The organism is Yersinia alsatica (genome assembly GCF_902170305.1).
In the GTDB taxonomy this organism is placed as follows: domain Bacteria; phylum Pseudomonadota; class Gammaproteobacteria; order Enterobacterales; family Enterobacteriaceae; genus Yersinia; species Yersinia alsatica.
The window spans coordinates 126,410-143,252 of the sequence record NZ_CABHWW010000026.1 but is presented as its reverse complement, the minus strand read 5'-3'; the positions used below and the strand labels follow the sequence as shown (position 1 = coordinate 143,252).

Below are 16,843 nucleotides of genomic sequence, written 5' to 3'. Positions count from 1 at the left end.
TGAAAATAGCAAGGGCGTCAATACTGCTACCAACGCGCTTTTAATAGGTTCGGTTGAATACCGGCTATGGCTCGGGTATTGCCATAATCCTTAGCTGCGATCCCGGCTTCGAATTCTTCCCGGAAATATTTGATCGCGCTTTGTAGTGGTTCAACCGCGCCCGGCGCGTGAGCACAGAAGGTTTTGCCCGGCCCCAAGAAGCGGCACAGTTGCTCCAGCGTCTCGATGTCGCCCGGCTGACCTTCGCCGCGCTCCAGTGCACGCAGGATCTTCACGCTCCATGGCAAACCATCGCGGCAAGGTGTACACCAGCCACAAGATTCACGGGCAAAAAACTCTTCCAGATTACGCACCAGCGGAACCATACCAATTTCATGGTCTACCGCCATGGCCAGTGCAGTCCCTAAACGGCTACCTGCTTTAGCGATATTCTCGAAGTCCATCGGCAAATCCAGATGGTCGGCGGTCAGGAAGTCAGTACCCGCCCCACCCGGCTGCCAAGCTTTGAATTTCAAGCCATCGCGCATGCCACCGGCATAATCTTCCAGAATTTCACGGGCGGTGATACCAAACGGCAGTTCCCACAGACCCGGATTTTTCACCCGACCAGAGAAGCCCATTAACTTGGTACCGGCATCGTTACTTTTACCGGCAGTGATCCCCTGATACCACTCCACACCATGCTCAAGAATGGCTGGAACGTTACACAGCGTCTCAACGTTATTCACGCAAGTCGGCTTGCCCCAAACACCTGAAGATGCAGGGAAAGGTGGCTTGGAACGCGGGTTGGCACGGCGGCCTTCGAGCGAGTTAATCAATGCGGTTTCTTCACCGCAGATATAGCGGCCAGCACCGGTATGCACAATCAGCTCAAAATCAAAGCCGCTGCCCATGATATTCTTGCCCAGCAAACCGGCTTCGTTAGCCTCGGCAATCGCACGGCGCAAGTTAGCGGCAGCTTCGATATATTCGCCACGTAAGAAGATATAACCACGGTAGGCTTTCAACGCGAAGGCACTGATCAGCATCCCTTCCACCAGCAAATGAGGCAATTGCTCCATCAGCAAACGGTCTTTATAGGTGCCCGGTTCCATCTCATCGGCATTACACAGCAAATACCGGATATTCATGCTTTCGTCTTTTGGCATCAGACTCCACTTCAAACCGGTGGAGAAGCCAGCGCCGCCACGCCCTTTCAGGCCCGCGTCTTTGACCAAGCTAACAACATCAGGTGGTGCCATGCCTTTTAACGCTTTTTCAGCACCTTGGTACCCGGTTTTGCTGCGATATTCATCCAGCCATACCGGCTGTTTGTCATCACGCAAGCGCCAGGTCAGCGGGTGCATTTCCGGTGTACGGACGATCTCTTTGGTAAAACCTGAAGTTGTTGTCATGGATATTGCTCCAGTAACTTCTCAATATCTTCAGGTTTCAGATAGCTGTGAGTATCGTCGTCGATCATCATGGTCGGGCCACGATCACAGTTACCCAAACAGCAGGTTGGCAGCAGTGTAAAGCGGCCATCAAAAGTCGTCTGACCTGGCTGAATACTGAGTTTTTTCGAAATCGCAGCCTGGATCCCCTGATAACCGGTGATATGGCACACCACACTGTCACAGTAACGGATCACATGACGCCCGACAGGTTGGCGGAAGATCTGGCTGTAGAATGTCGCCACACCTTCAACGTCGGAAGCCGGAATGCCCAGCACATCAGCAATGGCATGAATCGCGCCATCCGGTACCCAGCCCCGTTTCTTCTGCACGATTTTCAGTGCTTCGATTGACGCGGCGCGAGCATCTTCGTAATGGTGTTTCTCATGTTCGATAGCATCACGTTCTTCAGCACTCAATTCGAAAACGTCGGTCGTGGTCGCCGGTTCAGCCGCATTGACTGCCAGGTTCGCCACATCTTGGCTTTCGTTACTTACCTGAGTCTCTTTTTGATCACTCATAATTAGCGGTCCACATCAGACATTACAAAATCGATACTGCCCAGATAGACGATCAAGTCAGATACCAGGCTGCCACGGATAACCGATGGGATCTGCTGCAAATGGGCATAGCTAGGAGTACGTATCCGGGTGCGATAGCTCATAGTGCTGGCGTCACTGGTCAGATAGTAGCTGTTGATCCCTTTGGTCGCTTCAACCATCTGGAATGATTCGTTAGCTGGCATCACTGGGCCCCATGAAACTTGCAGGAAGTGAGTAATCAGCGTTTCGATATGTTGCAGCGTACGTTCTTTCGGTGGCGGTGTAGTCAGTGGATGGTCAGCCTTGAATGGCCCTTCTGGCATGTTTTTATAACATTGCTCCAGAATGCGCAGGCTTTGACGCAACTCTTCCACTTTCAGCATCACGCGGTCATAGCAGTCACCGTTGTTACCGATTGGCACTTCGAATTCAAAGTTTTCATAACCGGAATAAGGGCGCCATTTACGCACGTCAAACTCAACGCCTGTAGCACGCAGACCCGCACCGGTCACCCCCCACTCCAATGCTTCTTTGGAGTTATAGGCGGCCACACCGACCGAACGTCCTTTCAGGATACTGTTCTGTAACGCCGCTTTGACGTAGGAATCCAGACGTTTTGGCATCCAGTCAAGGAAGTCGCGCAGCAGACGTTCCCAGCCGCGTGGCAAGTCGTGCGCCACACCACCAATACGGAACCAGGCCGGGTGCATACGGAAACCGGTGATAGCTTCAACCAAATCGTATACTTTTTGCCGGTCGGTAAAGGCGAAGAACACCGGTGTCATGGCACCAACGTCTTGGATGAAAGTACTGATGTACAGCAAGTGGCTGTTGATACGGAACAGCTCAGACAGCATCACACGAATGGTTTTAACGCGATCCGGTACCTCAATACCGGCCAGTTTTTCAACTGCCAGCACGTAAGGCATTTCATTCACGCAACCACCGAGGTACTCAATACGGTCGGTATAAGGAATGTAGCTATGCCAAGACTGGCGTTCGCCCATTTTCTCCGCACCACGGTGGTGGTAACCCACATCTGGCACACAGTCGACAATCTCTTCACCATCAAGCTGCAACACGATACGGAACGCACCGTGTGAAGAGGGGTGGTTCGGGCCGAGGTTCAAGAACATAAAGTCCTCGTTTTCGGTCCCACGCTTCATTCCCCAATCTTCTGGTTTGAAGGTCAGTGATTCCATTTCCAGATCCTCTTTCTGCTTGGTCAGCACAAAGGGATCGAACTCGGTGGCACGCGCTGGGTAATCTTTACGCAGTGGGTGACCTTCCCAACTCTGCGGCATCATAATGCGCGTCAGATGCGGGTGGCCATCGAAAGTGATACCGAACATTTCCCAAGTTTCACGTTCATACCAGTTGGCATTAGGGAAAATCTTGGTGGCTGTGGACACGTGCATGTCTTTTTCAGACAGTGCCACTTTCAGCATAATGTCGCGGTTGCGTTCGATGGAAAGCAGATGATAGAAAACAGAAAAATCCGCAGCAGGGAGACCCTGGCGGTGAGTTCGAAGGCGTTCATCTACACCATGCAAGTCAAACAGCATGACATACGGCTTCGGTTGTTTTCTCAGGAACGTCATTACTTCCAGTAATTGTTCACGCTTGATCCATACCACGGGCATTCCGGTACGGGTAGCCTGAACAACAAAGGCCTCAGGCCCAAAACGGTTCGACAGTTCACCAATCACCGGATCATCGAGATGATCCCGGGTCTGCCATGCAGGCTGGGTGCCGTCGGACGTCGTTAAATCGGTCATTATTTATTCACCACACTGTTTTTTCACCACACTGAATGTGTCATTTTGTGGTCATTTGCCGCACACATGTTTTGGAAGAAAAACGGTTCTCTCCAAAAACAAATCACTTACGCACCAAGGTCTTAGCCGCTATTTTTACAAAAATAGCAAACTTAGATCTCGTCAGGTGTACGCAGGTTAGTTACTGCAATTCGTTCAGCATGCTTACGTTCTCTTTCTGGTTGCATGTTGGCGCGGTAAACACCTTGATCACCAACAACCCAAGAGAGAGGACGGCGCTCTTTACCGATAGATTCCTGAAGCAGTAGCAGTGCTTGCATATAAGCTTCTGGGCGCGGTGGGCAGCCAGGAATATACACATCTACTGGCAAGAATTTATCCACGCCTTGTACTACAGAATAGATATCGTACATGCCGCCAGAGTTGGCGCAGGCACCCATGGAAATAACCCATTTAGGTTCCAGCATTTGTTCATACAAACGCTGAATAACTGGGGCCATTTTGGTAAAGCAGGTACCGGCTACGACCATGAAATCGGCCTGACGTGGGGAAGCACGCAATACTTCTGCACCAAAGCGTGCCACGTCATGTACGGCGGTGAATGAGGTCACCATCTCCACATAACAGCAGGAAAGGCCGAAGTTATACGGCCAAAGAGAGTTCTTACGCCCCCAGTTCACCATGTCATGCATGGCGTTCTCAAGTTTACCCATGTAAACACTACGGTGGACATGTTGCTCGAGAGGATCGCCGCTGACGGTTTCCTGAGTTTGCAGGGGGTAACGGTCGTTCTCACCGTTAGGGTCTATGCGGGTGAGCGTATAGTCCATGTTAATGCCTCGCTATATTATTGGCGATTATCTTGTGCTTGCGGATGACTGCTGGCGTATTTGACTATGCTCGGTTTGCTCACGCGACGATTAGAACGCGCAGGAGTCCAATCCAGAGCGCCGATGCGCACCAGATAAACCAAACCAGCCAAGAGCACCAAAATGAAAATGGTTGCTTCGATAAAGCCTACCCAGCCACTCTCACGGATAGAGATTGACCACGCGTACAGGTACAGGGCTTCAACATCGAAAATAACGAAGAACATGGCGACCAGGTAGAACTTAGCAGACAGGCGCATACGCGCGGAGCCTACTGAGTCAATACCAGACTCATAGGGGACGTTTTTGGCACGGGCCCGAGCTCTCCCGCCCAGAAAGAACGCACCTAGCAGCATCAAACCGCACAGCCCGATAGCGCCGATCAGGAATACAGCGAACGCCCAATGATGAGCGATAACTTCAGTGGTTGTTGACATACTCATTGCTTACTCATCAAAAGTGGCGTCGGACATCCTGCTCTTGTGTTGGCAGTTAGTGCACCACATCGATTCAAAGGGAAGGATAAAAACCACACAAAACACACTGTCTTTACAACTGTTTAGCCAGTGTTTTACTGTGGGCTTTTTACTCCTTTCAGTAACCTTTTGTCAACTTTGACAAAAGTAACTACAGATTAATTTACAAACGCACGATCATACTTAACATTTGGTGCGACTTGATAAGCTAAATCGAGTCAGTAATTTGTTAAGTCAGAACATACACATATAAACCAACATGGATAGTTCTCTTTAACTATACCATTGTCTCAGGAATAACCTGTTCTTCCACTCACTAGCTAGGGGTATTTTTTTGATCCAGAACACGTTTTGAGTGTTATTTCATAAATATTCGGCATGAAAAGTTGCTATTAAATTTTTAAAAATAATGAAACGTCGTTTTGATAAAAAATAAATAACTAATAATAAAAACAGATATTAACCATTACATTATCAGGCTTATTCGTCATCATCTGATACGGATAAAGGGCAATAAGTGAAATAAAACGACAGTCTTCAGCAGAAATTAATCTGAAGCGAGTGAAAAAGAGTATTTAGAAAAAAATGATAAAAAAAAGCCCCTAGAATAAGGGGCTTATGATGATTACTTAGAGTAAATGCTTAATTTTGATCATCGATTAAATAATCAGAATCCAGCATCAAATCCGATCCAGACTGTAGGCCGTGTTGATGGCCGGTCTGCATAGCATCGAAGATAGCTAATGCCAGCTCGTTGCCACACTGACTGTCTTTACATAGTGAGTAATTGGTCTCAGGCAGGCGAGGTAGCCCTTCTGTTTCACCCAATACACGTAAATCAGGACTCATCATCTCTATTGGCCTGGCGGTCACACCTAACCCTGCCCTCACCGCCGCTCGAATGGCAGAAAGAGAAGAGGCAACATAGGCGATACGCCAGGCTATACCCGCTCGAGTCAGATGCTCTATTGCCATATCACGAAATGGACTTGGCTCATCCATCACCACTAAAGGTACTGATTCGCCGGGCTGGAACTGATAGTCGGCGGAGCAATACCACAGTGTCGGTGATGTTCTTAAGATCACATGAGGATGAGTGTCAATCTTGGCGGTAGTAATAGCCAGATCCACTTCGCCTTGACTCAGCATGTCAACGATGAGTGGGCTACGTTTCACCCGCACATCGATTGCCAGCCGAGGATACAGCGTTGCCACTCGGTTTAATAAGAAAGGCAGCAGCGTATCGGCAGTATCATCAGATGCGCCGATAATGAGTGACCCTTCTATATTACTGTACATAAGTGACGTACAAGCTTCATCGTTGAAACGTAAAATTTTTCTGGCATAGCCAAGTAACTGGAGACCATGTTCAGTGAGTAATTTGTTACGCCCATGACGGGCAAATAACTCCTTACCTACCAACTGTTCTAACCGTTGCATTTGTTGGCTAACTGCTGACTGAGTTCGACAAACCGCTGCCGCGGCAGAGGCGAAAGTATTCAAGTCAGCAACAGCTACAAAGGTTCTAAGCAGATCGAGGTCGAGATTAATTATCGGACGATTTGCATTTGTCATAGTGTATTCTTCACTTTTTTGAATTCTAATTACAAACTACCCTGGTGTTTAAGTATTAGCGCTATCAATAAGGAACAACGCTAAGTATGACAGTACCCCACTCATTAGAGTAGGGCAAAAAATTTACTTATATTTCGTTACCGCTATCTCTTTTTAAAAAAAACTATTGGCACAACTCTGTATTTGTTTGTGAATTCGGTCATAAAAAACCGCTAAATCTTCGATAAATGAAGATTTTTTCCTTTAGCAACTCTGAATTTTTGTGATGCTTATATGGCAACTCATCTCTATTTTAATTAAATCATCAGAGCTAACCAGTTAAGAAATATTAAAAAATATCAATGTATCTTTGTGTGGTTTTTTTATTGAATTGAGTAAATTCAACTATTAAGATTTGATAGCCAGTGAGATCTCGCAACGATAACATTAATCATTCTTAATAGTTTTCCTATTTACAATTACGTCTTTTTTTGCATTTTTAAATATGTATGATGATATAAACTGTTGAATTGAGATCTTTATAGCGACAGCAGCACACAATGGAGGGCGAGGGTTGTTTTACCACGCGGCCTTTATGTAAACGAAAATGAACCTTATCTTGGCGAAAACATTTTTTTTGTTAACGATTGTGAATCTCAAGATCCGTCAGGATAAAACTTCAGACAAACTCATCAATCGGACATAACCAAGAGGGTTAAACAGCAAAAAGCCCCGCGCAATCCCCTACTTTTTTCACTCAACAGACATTTGCACTAAAGATATGCATATAACTTCAAAAATCGGCGGCGGCGGAGTACATTGGATGCCTTGCAGTGTTCCACGCTGAGGACACGCTTTTACCAGCAAAAGGCTCAATTTTTTATGTCCCCCATTGAGAAATCCAGCAAACTGGACAACGTCTGTTATGACATTCGTGGCCCAGTGCTAAAAGAAGCTAAGCGTCTTGAAGAAGAAGGTAACAAGGTCCTGAAACTGAATATCGGCAACCCTGCGCCGTTTGGTTTCGATGCACCGGATGAAATTCTGGTGGATGTGATCCGTAATTTGCCGACTGCACAGGGCTATTGCGACTCCAAAGGCCTGTTTTCGGCGCGCAAAGCCATTATGCAGCACTATCAGGCACGCGAGATGCGCGACCTGACGGTAGAGGATATCTACATTGGGAATGGCGTTTCCGAGTTGATCGTGCAATCCATGCAAGCATTGCTCAATCTTGGCGATGAAATGCTGGTACCCGCTCCCGACTACCCGTTATGGACGGCAGCAGTGTCGCTTTCAAGCGGTAAAGCCGTGCACTATATGTGTGATGAAGAGTCCGGTTGGTTCCCTGATTTGGATGATATCCGCAGTAAAATCACTCCACGGACTCGCGGGATTGTCATTATCAACCCAAACAACCCGACTGGCGCGGTATACAGCAAAGAGCTGTTGCTGGAAATTGTCGAAATCGCCCGTCAGAATGACCTGATTATTTTCGCCGATGAGATCTACGATAAGATTTTATATGACGAAGCCCAGCATCATTCTATTGCCGCTCTGGCGCCTGACTTGCTGACAGTGACGTTCAATGGTTTGTCCAAGACTTATCGCGTTGCCGGTTTCCGTCAGGGCTGGATGGTACTGAATGGGCCGAAAAAACACGCCAAAGGTTATATCGAAGGCTTGGAAATGCTGGCATCCATGCGATTGTGCGCCAACGTGCCAATGCAGCATGCGATTCAAACAGCACTGGGTGGCTATCAGAGCATCAGTGAATTTATCCAACCCGGTGGGCGTTTATACGAACAACGTGACCGTGCCTGGGAACTCATCAACCAAATCCCGGGGGTTTCTTGTGTGAAACCTCAAGGCGCGCTGTATATGTTCCCGCGTATTGATGCCAAGAAATTTAATCTGCATGACGACCAGAAGCTGGTGCTGGACTTGCTGTTGCAAGAGAAAGTATTGCTGGTGCAAGGCAGTGCATTTAACTGGCCGTATCCGGATCATGTGCGGATTGTGACATTGCCGCGTGTCGATGAGTTAGAGATGGCCGTTAGGAAGTTGGGGCGTTTCTTAGAGACATACCACCAATAGTGAAACAGGGCTTGTTTGACAAGCCCTGTTTTTCATACCGCGATTATCCTGCACAGCCTAGTATTTCTTTTTCTTGGCGATCCACTAAAATCTTTGCCGCATCATTAAGACTAAGTGATCGCGCTGAGCGTTGTTTTGCTTTCAACTTATTACATCGCTGCTTTTGCTCGGCTGCGATATGCCGGGCACAAAACTCCTTCCCGAACGGCTCCACATTTCCCCCCTCACAAATCTTAACTTGAGCTGGCGCGGCGACGCTGAATAATAAAATGGATACGGACATAAATAATAATTTCATCTGAACATCCCTAGTTTTATAATATAAATAAATTCATATACTTATTTAATTCCCAGTCAGATGGGCAAAAGAACAATAATTGCTTCGCGTATCATACTCAATAGAGTTAATGTTAAATAATTTATATTATAATTAATGAGATAGATGAATATAATAAGGATGAAATACCAGGTAAAAATGAGGGTTTAATAAGAGTTTGAAGCATTGTGAGAGTATTTAATTAACTCATTGTCTAATCGAGAGAATCGATTTGGTGTTATCCTCGTTGCCTGAAGGTTGTTTCCATCATTTGCATGGTTCTGATATTAAAAAGAGAGAACACTATGAGTCACTTCTTCGCTCACCTATCCCGCCTGAAACTGATCAACCGCTGGCCGCTGATGCGCAATGTCCGCACTGAGAATGTTTCTGAGCACAGTCTGCAGGTGGCGTTTGTCGCTCATGCATTGGCTATCATTAAAAACCGTAAATTTAATGGCAATCTTAATGCCGACCGTATCGCACTGCTGGCGATGTATCACGATGCCAGTGAAGTCATCACCGGTGATTTACCCACCCCTATCAAGTATTACAATCCTCAGATTGCTCATGAATATAAAAAGATAGAAAAAGTCGCACAGCAAAAGCTCATCGAAATGTTGCCGAAAGAGTTGCAGCACGATTTTCGTTGTCTGTTGGATGAGCATTATTACAGTGAAGAGGAAAAAGCACTGGTTAAACAGGCGGATGCCCTGTGCGCTTATCTAAAATGTCTGGAGGAGTTATCTGCGGGGAATAATGAATTCATTCAAGCTAAGGCTCGATTAGAGAAAACCCTCGCCATGCGCCAAAGCCCGGAGATGGATTACTTTATGGAAGTATTTGTTCCCAGTTTCAGCCTGTCTCTGGATGAAATCAGCCTCGATTCACTGGATTGATCACCATAAGAAAAAATCTATAAAATAGTGGATTATCCAAAGTCATTGGCGCTACAAGTAGGCGGCCAATGAATGAATCCCGATGAGCTGGCTCACGCCAGTGATTCGGGTAAGTGAATGCAGCCAACACCCTTGTAGCCCCAAGGACACGGGATAATTAGAATGGGAATAGTAGCGGCACCACCATCACACTCACAATCATCACCAGAAAAGTAAATGGCACCCCCATTCGGACAAAATCACCAAATTTATACCCCCCGGGGCCTAACACCAGCGTATTGACTGGGGATGACACCGGCGTCATAAAGGCCGCTGAGGCTGCAATACCAATGATCATCGCGAAGGGATAGGGGGAAACTGACATTTCACGGGCAGCCGCAATTGCAATCGGCGCCATCAAGACCGCCGTGGCCGTATTAGAAATAAACAGCCCAATAGTGGCGCACAGGATAAATAAGCACAGCAACATCACCCGTGGCCCCATCCCGCCGGCGACATCCATTAACCCACGGACGATTAAATCAACCCCACCGGTTTTCTGTAATGCTTGGGCAAAGGGCATCATCCCGATAATCAAAATCAAACTTGGCCAATGAATTGAGCGATAAGCACTTTCCATATCAATACAACGGAACTGCCCCATCAACAAACAAGCCACCAATGCCGCAATCACATTTGGCACTTCATCGGTCAACATCATTGCCACCATCAGCGCCAAACAGAATAAAGCGTGAGGTGCTTGGGAGATAGCCGGGGCCACTTCGTCAACTTCAGCAGGTAGATTCAGCACGATAAAGTCGCGAGTTTTTTGCTGTAATTGACGGATCAATTTCCAGTCGCCGATCACCAGCAAGATATCGCCAAACTGCAATTTGTCATCGACCAGTTTGCCTTCCAACACCTTACCGTTGCGGCGGATACCGACTACATTTAAGCCATAGCGGGTGCGGAAAGTAGCTTCACGCAAACTCTTCCCCAGCAAAGCAGAGTCAGGAATCAGCGAAACTTCGGCCATCCCGACGTTGCGCGCCTGTTCTGAGAAATATTCACCGCGCAGCACCATCGGTTCTAACTTTTGCTCGGTGCAGAATTCGCGTAAATCCATGTCACAATCAGACATGTCAATCAGCAACACGTCATTCTCATGCAGTTCAGAGGAACCCGTCGCGCTCACCATCACTCGCCGAAAACGCTTCCAGCGCTCAATCCCCACCACATTCGCACCATAGCGGACACGCAGATGCAGTTCATCAAGAGAACGGCCAATTAGCGGAGAATCATGGCGGATAGCCAAACGACGAGCACGGCCTGTCAGTTTGTAATCGCGGATAAGATCACGAAAAGTACGGCGTTTCCACTGCTGTTCTTTCTCTGAGCTTTCCTGTTTACCCCCCAGCCAGCGCCGGGCAACTAACATGTAACCCACACCCATCAGCAAAATAATAAGGCCAATTGGCGTCACACCGAAGAAACCAAATCCTTTGATACCTTCACGTAATAATTCACTGTTAACCACCATGTTGGGTGGGGTCGCGACCAGTGTCATCATGCCGCTGATAAGCCCGGCAAAACTCAGGGGCATCATCAAGCGCCCAGGGGAGATTTTCATTCGGCTGGCCACACTCAGTACCACCGGGATAAAAATCGCCACCACGCCGGTTGAGCTCATAAAGGCCCCTAACCCCGCCACAGTCACCATCAGCAGTGCCAGCATTTTGGTTTCACTGTGACCGGCCACTTTTACCAGCCAGTCCCCGACCTGATAGGCCACGCCGGTTCTCACTAACCCTTCACCAATCACAAACAGTGCCGCGATCAAAATCACATTGGGATCGCTAAATCCGCTGGTGGCCTCGCCTAATGACAGCGTGCCACTCATCACAAAGGCAATAATCACCAACAATGCCACGACATCCATCCGCAGTTTATTGGTAGTAAACAGCACAATAGCTATCAGAAGTAGCGTCAACACCCACAATAGTTCGCTGTTCAAAATGGCCTCGTTGGCAAAAAGTGAAAGGGAATATCCGGCTATGGTAGTAAAACATCAAATTAAATCGATACCGCTGTTTGAGATCAATAATGACTGTAAATTTATGTGCTTACCATCCCACCACAGCATTAATTGCATTTTTTTTCTGAAAAAAAATTCGTCAATATGTGATGAAGGATTCGTCAGTTGAAAAAACATTGCTCAAATATTCGGATATTCACGCGTATTTAACCATCTGACTATACTGGTAATAGTGGACAGCAGGCACTCATTAGAATTATTTGGATTGGAGCACTGAATGAGCAATATTACGGATTATCCGATTGTCCTTTTTCTGCTGTCCTTGGCCCTGCTATATAGCTCAGCTTATGTGGGTCAGGCCTTTTTCCGCCGAGGACGAGATCTGGATGACAATATTCGTGAGAATTTCACCGTTATCCAAGGGGCGACACTGACCTTACTCGGCCTGATTATTGGTTTTAGTTTTTCAATGGCTATCAATCGCTATGACCTCCGTAAAAATTACGAAGAGGCAGAAGCCAATGCCATTGGTACTGAATATTTGCGTGCCGATTATCTACCAACCGCATCCAGCACCGCCACCAAAGCGCTGTTAATACAGTATCTTAATCAACGAGTCCTTTTTTATACTACCCGCGATGAAGGCCACCTAATTGAGATTAATAACCGGACCAATCAACTGGAAAATGCACTTTGGCTCGCGTTGCAAGAACCGGTAAATCAGCACCCTGACCCGATAAGAGCATTGGTCGTTGCCGGGATGAATGATGTTTTAAACTCTGCGAGTTACACACAAGCGGCGTGGTGGAACAGAATCCCGCATGCCGCTTGGTTATTGATGCTGATTATCGCGGTTTGCAGTTGTACTTTGGTAGGTTATGGTTCGAAACAGGGTAGAAATGGCAAGATTATGACATTGATATTGCCATTGGTGATTTCATTCTCTTTTATGCTCATCGCCGACATTGATAGCCCGCGAGGTGGGATTATTCGGGTCGTACCGCAAAACTTACATAGTCTGGAAGATAGTTTGCTCCCTGCCCCCACACAATCCAACGCGGCTCAGCACTGAGCCGTCAGCCTCCGATAACAAAAGAGCGCCATCAGGCGCTCTTCTTCAATAGATTCACATAATTAGCCGACAACACGAACCACTGCACCCTGTGCAGTGGCTTCGACTGCAATGTGCTCAAGTGAACTGAGAACCAAGTCCACTTGGTCTAACTTTGGCGTGTCAGCAGGGGCGTTCACAGCAATCACTTGGCAACCGGCGGCCAGACCGGACAAAATCCCAGCCGGAGCATCTTCCACCACAATGCAATCAGCCGGTGCCAACCCTAAACGCTCAGCCCCCAGCAAATAAGCATCTGGCTTAGGTTTGCCATGCTTGACCTGTTCGGCGGTCACGAACACTTTAGGCTCCGGTAAATGACCCGCCGCACGGCGAGCTGAAGCCACAGGAACAGAACCGGATGTGACGATGGCCCACGGAATAGACAGGCTGTTGAGCCGCTCCAGCAGCGATACCGCTCCCGGCAATGCCGTCACGCCATCGGTATCATTGGCTTCAATGTGCTCCAATGCCAAAAACTCGGCCTGGAGTTCCGCATCACTGGCACCTGGCATAAAATGACGAAGAGAGGTAATTGCTTGTTTGCCATGGATAAATTCGAGTACTTCCGATGGATCAATGCCGCGACCTTGCGCCCAGCCAATCCAAGCTCGTTCAACAGCAGGTAATGAATCAACCAGAGTCCCGTCCAAATCAAAAAGAAAACCTTTACACTCCACAAGCACATCCTCATCAATAAACCAATATATTCAATAGCCTAACTAGCTCATTAGGCATTGATAATTTGCGAAATTTCTACGGCACTCAAGTGATATTGGCGCGGGCATGATTGCCAGATAGCCAACATACGTTGGTATTTGTCCCACATTGGCGTTTGGGAATTAAAACCATGAGTCCCAGAGTCAAAATGGGTATAGCGCCCTTCGGTATTCACCATAAAGCGCACATAACTCAGGTAACGGGATTCAGTGGCAGCATCAAAACCGAGGAATGCAATGCGACGTTCATCCAAATCTTGCTTATCTTTAAGATTGCCGCAGGAGACTTGCAGAGCATGATGCATCTCCATGATATTAATGATGGTACGGCAAGTCTCTTCGCTCATCTCACCAAAGTCGCGGTCCAGTTCACGCATCTGCAAACCAAGGCCACGTTCGACAATAGTTTGCTGGCGACGATAGCGCTCAGCGTTTTCCGGGTCTAGCATGGTCATCATTTTGTACTGATTCGAGAGAATCAGTCGTTGGGCGTTTGTCATATCCATCACTAAACTCCTAAGACATAAATAATGAGGAAATCATCGCATACAGAGTTGGGTCATACTTTGATTTGACAGGGGATTTTGCGCTGCTGTTAACAGATGCATAAAAAACCCCGGTGGCATACTAAGCCCCGGTATCTGTTCTTCTACCATGCCACTGCGGTCAATCAAAAACAGCTGTAACCCTCAACGAGGGCTACAGGTCATCAAGAAACGTTTTATCCAACTGTTTAAAGGCGCGTTTTAGCACATCGGCCAGCGACTGGTAAGTTGGCGTCTGTTCAATTGGAGCAACCGCCTGCCCAGCTTCCGCCAGCTTGTTACGCACCTCGTGGAACCACTGTAATAATGTTGGCGGTAACGGCGTAATTGCGCGCTTACCCAACCACCATAATCCTTGCAGTGGCAAGCCGCAGGCGAACAGTGCAGTGGCTATCGCTGGGCCTAATTGACCACCCAGTGCTATCTGCCAAGTCAGCGTAAAAATGGCCAACGGGGGCATAAAGCGAATACCAAAACGAGTGGCTGTTGACACACGATTCTCCGGAAACACCGGTGCCAGGCGTTTATCAGTAGGCCAGGTCTTCATATAGTGCTGACCGCGCTGGAGTACCTGAAACCAGCTTACGGTGTCAGAAGGTTTTGTTGTCATGGCTCACCTCAACTTCACAAGCAAAAATTAAAATTATTTTTGTAATTCACAAACTAAAAATTAGTCTGTTAAATATATTTTGTTTTTAGCCGGCGCTATCGGTATCCTAGTCCGGCCTTTAGGCCGCTAGAAGATGACGCTAAATATGTCAACTTTTCGCAGCATTTAAATCATTTTTGTTAAATCGCGCAGGTTTTTACCACCAGGCATTAACGTTTTATCAGCGATTTTTTCATCATCATGCCTTTTTCGCTATCGCATGATGTTAATCATTAATGTCGACGCCAATATGCGCTACGCTTTTGGACAGATTGACGTTTTATTAACCACGTGTTTTTCGCTGTTTTTGTACTCCCGATGCACTGTTTGTATCGTTGATGCCAAAACAAATGTCGAACACGATTATAAATAGGTACTTCCATGTCGAGTAAGCTAGTACTGGTTCTTAACTGCGGTAGCTCTTCCCTGAAATTCGCAATCATCGACGCAACCAACGGTGAAGAACACCTCTCTGGTTTAGCCGAATGCTTCCACCTGCCAGAGGCACGCCTCAAATGGAAAATGGAGGGTGGTAAACACGAAGCCGCATTGGGTGCTGGTGCAGCACACAGCGAAGCACTAAATTTCATTGTTAATACTATTCTGGCACAAAAACCAGAGCTTTCCGCTCAACTGACTGCCATCGGTCACCGCATTGTTCATGGCGGCGAGAAATTCACTGCATCAGCTATCGTTACCGAAGAAGTTATTCAGGGTATCAAAGATTCCATCCCGTTTGCACCACTGCATAACCCTGCCCACCTGATCGGTATCGCTGAAGCATTGAAATCCTTCCCAAATCTGGCTGATAAAAATGTTGCAGTTTTTGATACTGCCTTCCATCAGACCATGCCGGAAGAGTCTTATCTCTACGCCCTGCCGTACAGCTTATACAAAGATCACGGTATCCGTCGCTATGGCGCACACGGCACCAGCCACTTCTATGTGAGCCAGGAAGCCGCTAAAACCCTGAACAAACCACTGGAAGAACTGAACGTAATCACTTGCCATTTGGGCAATGGTGGCTCAGTGACTGCGGTTCGTAACGGTAAATGTGTTGATACTTCTATGGGCCTAACGCCACTGGAAGGTCTGGTCATGGGTACCCGTAGTGGTGATATTGACCCGGCAATCATTTTCCACCTGCATGATTCAATGGGGATGAGCGTTGATCAAATCAACAAGCTGCTGACCAAAGAATCTGGCTTGCTGGGCCTGACTGAAGTGACCAGTGACTGCCGCTATGTTGAAGATAACTATGAAACCAAAGCAGATGCACGCCGCGCAATGGATGTGTTCTGCCACCGTCTGGCTAAATATATCGGTGCCTACACTGCACTGATGGATGGCCGTCTGGATGCTGTCGTCTTCACTGGCGGTATCGGTGAAAATGCCGCGATGGTGCGTGAACTGACGTTGGACAAACTGGCTCTGCTGGGCTTTGAGATTGACCACGAACGCAATATGGCAGCTCGCTTCGGCAAGTCTGGCACCATCACCAAAGATGGCAGCCGTCTGGCTCTGGTTATCCCAACCAACGAAGAGCTGGTTATCGCGCAAGACGCCTCTCGTCTGACCGCGTAAGTATTCTTTATACTTATATATATCCAAAGAATTTGGTGTTGCAGGCAGGTAGCAAACGAACTTATCCCGATGAGCTTACTCTAGTAAGTGATTCGGGTTATTGAGCGTAGCCAACCCACATGCAGCTTGAAGTATGACTGGTATATATACCCAATAGATTTCGAGTTACAGGTAGACGGCAACAGAATGAGCTCAAACAGTTGAGATAACTCAATGACTTGGGTGAATGATGGTAGCCAACAACTCTGCAGTTTGGA

General features: G+C 47.4%; 15 protein-coding genes. 4 read left to right on the top strand and 11 right to left on the bottom strand.

Features of this window, described 5'->3' with window-relative positions; all coding sequences use genetic code 11:
- Positions 1–26: 26 nt before the first annotated feature.
- The 6 genes from nuoF to rovM all read right to left on the bottom strand — a co-directional run bounded on the left by nuoF (position 27) and on the right by rovM (position 6,673).
- Complete coding sequence (gene nuoF, locus FTA96_RS14835; RefSeq protein ID WP_050106099.1) at positions 27–1,394, bottom strand: NADH-quinone oxidoreductase subunit NuoF; 1,368 nt, start codon at positions 1,392–1,394, stop codon at positions 27–29.
- Positions 1,391–1,954, bottom strand: a complete 564-nt coding sequence (gene nuoE / locus FTA96_RS14830; RefSeq protein ID WP_050120843.1) for an NADH-quinone oxidoreductase subunit NuoE — start codon at positions 1,952–1,954, stop codon at positions 1,391–1,393. Before nuoE ends, nuoF begins: the two co-directional genes overlap by 4 nt.
- A 2-nt stretch (positions 1,955–1,956) precedes the next feature.
- Positions 1,957–3,753, bottom strand: a complete 1,797-nt coding sequence (gene nuoC / locus FTA96_RS14825) for an NADH-quinone oxidoreductase subunit C/D (RefSeq protein ID WP_050106097.1) — start codon at positions 3,751–3,753, stop codon at positions 1,957–1,959.
- A gap of 152 nt (positions 3,754–3,905) precedes the next feature.
- Positions 3,906–4,583 (bottom strand): NuoB/complex I 20 kDa subunit family protein, encoded by a 678-nt coding sequence (locus FTA96_RS14820; RefSeq protein WP_002210278.1) that lies wholly within the window; start codon positions 4,581–4,583, stop codon positions 3,906–3,908.
- Between the two features lie 17 nt (positions 4,584–4,600).
- The gene (nuoA, locus tag FTA96_RS14815) at positions 4,601–5,065 is read right to left on the bottom strand and encodes an NADH-quinone oxidoreductase subunit NuoA (protein WP_050106096.1); all 465 of its coding nucleotides are present in this window, start codon (positions 5,063–5,065) and stop codon (positions 4,601–4,603) included.
- Between the two features lie 675 nt (positions 5,066–5,740).
- The gene (rovM, locus tag FTA96_RS14810; protein ID WP_050106095.1) at positions 5,741–6,673 is read right to left on the bottom strand and encodes a virulence transcriptional regulator RovM; all 933 of its coding nucleotides are present in this window, start codon (positions 6,671–6,673) and stop codon (positions 5,741–5,743) included.
- Between the two features lie 861 nt (positions 6,674–7,534).
- Here rovM and FTA96_RS14805 point away from each other — a divergent pair.
- Entirely contained in the window at positions 7,535–8,749 is a 1,215-nt protein-coding gene (locus tag FTA96_RS14805) for a pyridoxal phosphate-dependent aminotransferase (protein WP_050106094.1), read from the top strand.
- 43 nt (positions 8,750–8,792) lie between these two features.
- On the opposite strand, the gene FTA96_RS14800 is transcribed toward FTA96_RS14805, so the two are convergent.
- Positions 8,793–9,047 carry a hypothetical protein gene (locus tag FTA96_RS14800; RefSeq protein WP_050106093.1) on the bottom strand — a complete coding sequence of 85 codons (255 nt, stop codon included), beginning with the start codon at positions 9,045–9,047 and terminating at the stop codon, positions 8,793–8,795.
- 323 nt (positions 9,048–9,370) lie between these two features.
- Between FTA96_RS14800 and yfbR the strand changes: the two genes are divergently transcribed.
- Entirely contained in the window at positions 9,371–9,964 is a 594-nt protein-coding gene (gene yfbR / locus FTA96_RS14795; protein ID WP_050096896.1) for a 5'-deoxynucleotidase, read from the top strand.
- A 157-nt stretch (positions 9,965–10,121) separates the two neighbouring features.
- Here the strand turns inward: yfbR and FTA96_RS14790 are convergent, their stop codons facing one another.
- Entirely contained in the window at positions 10,122–11,957 is a 1,836-nt protein-coding gene (locus FTA96_RS14790; RefSeq protein WP_050106092.1) for an SLC13 family permease, read from the bottom strand.
- Positions 11,958–12,255: 298 nt separating this feature from the next.
- Between FTA96_RS14790 and FTA96_RS14785 the strand changes: the two genes are divergently transcribed.
- Positions 12,256–13,050 carry a bestrophin-like domain gene (locus FTA96_RS14785; protein ID WP_134956893.1) on the top strand — a complete coding sequence of 265 codons (795 nt, stop codon included), beginning with the start codon at positions 12,256–12,258 and terminating at the stop codon, positions 13,048–13,050.
- A gap of 62 nt (positions 13,051–13,112) precedes the next feature.
- Here FTA96_RS14785 and FTA96_RS14780 read toward each other — a convergent pair whose 3' ends face one another.
- The 3 genes from FTA96_RS14780 to yfbV form a co-directional block, all read right to left on the bottom strand.
- Positions 13,113–13,769: a sugar phosphatase gene (locus FTA96_RS14780; protein WP_050106090.1), complete on the bottom strand. Its 657-nt coding sequence runs from the start codon at positions 13,767–13,769 to the stop codon at positions 13,113–13,115.
- Between the two features lie 50 nt (positions 13,770–13,819).
- Positions 13,820–14,314, bottom strand: coding sequence for a YfbU family protein (locus FTA96_RS14775; RefSeq protein ID WP_145574204.1), 495 nt, complete (start codon positions 14,312–14,314; stop codon positions 13,820–13,822).
- Between the two features lie 193 nt (positions 14,315–14,507).
- On the bottom strand, positions 14,508–14,963 hold the full coding sequence (yfbV, locus tag FTA96_RS14770; RefSeq protein ID WP_145537120.1) for a terminus macrodomain insulation protein YfbV: 456 nt from the start codon (positions 14,961–14,963) through the stop codon (positions 14,508–14,510).
- 420 nt (positions 14,964–15,383) lie between these two features.
- On the opposite strand from yfbV, the gene ackA reads away from it, so the two are divergent.
- Positions 15,384–16,586: an acetate kinase gene (ackA, locus tag FTA96_RS14765; RefSeq protein WP_050106088.1), complete on the top strand. Its 1,203-nt coding sequence runs from the start codon at positions 15,384–15,386 to the stop codon at positions 16,584–16,586.
- Positions 16,587–16,843: the final 257 nt, after the last annotated feature.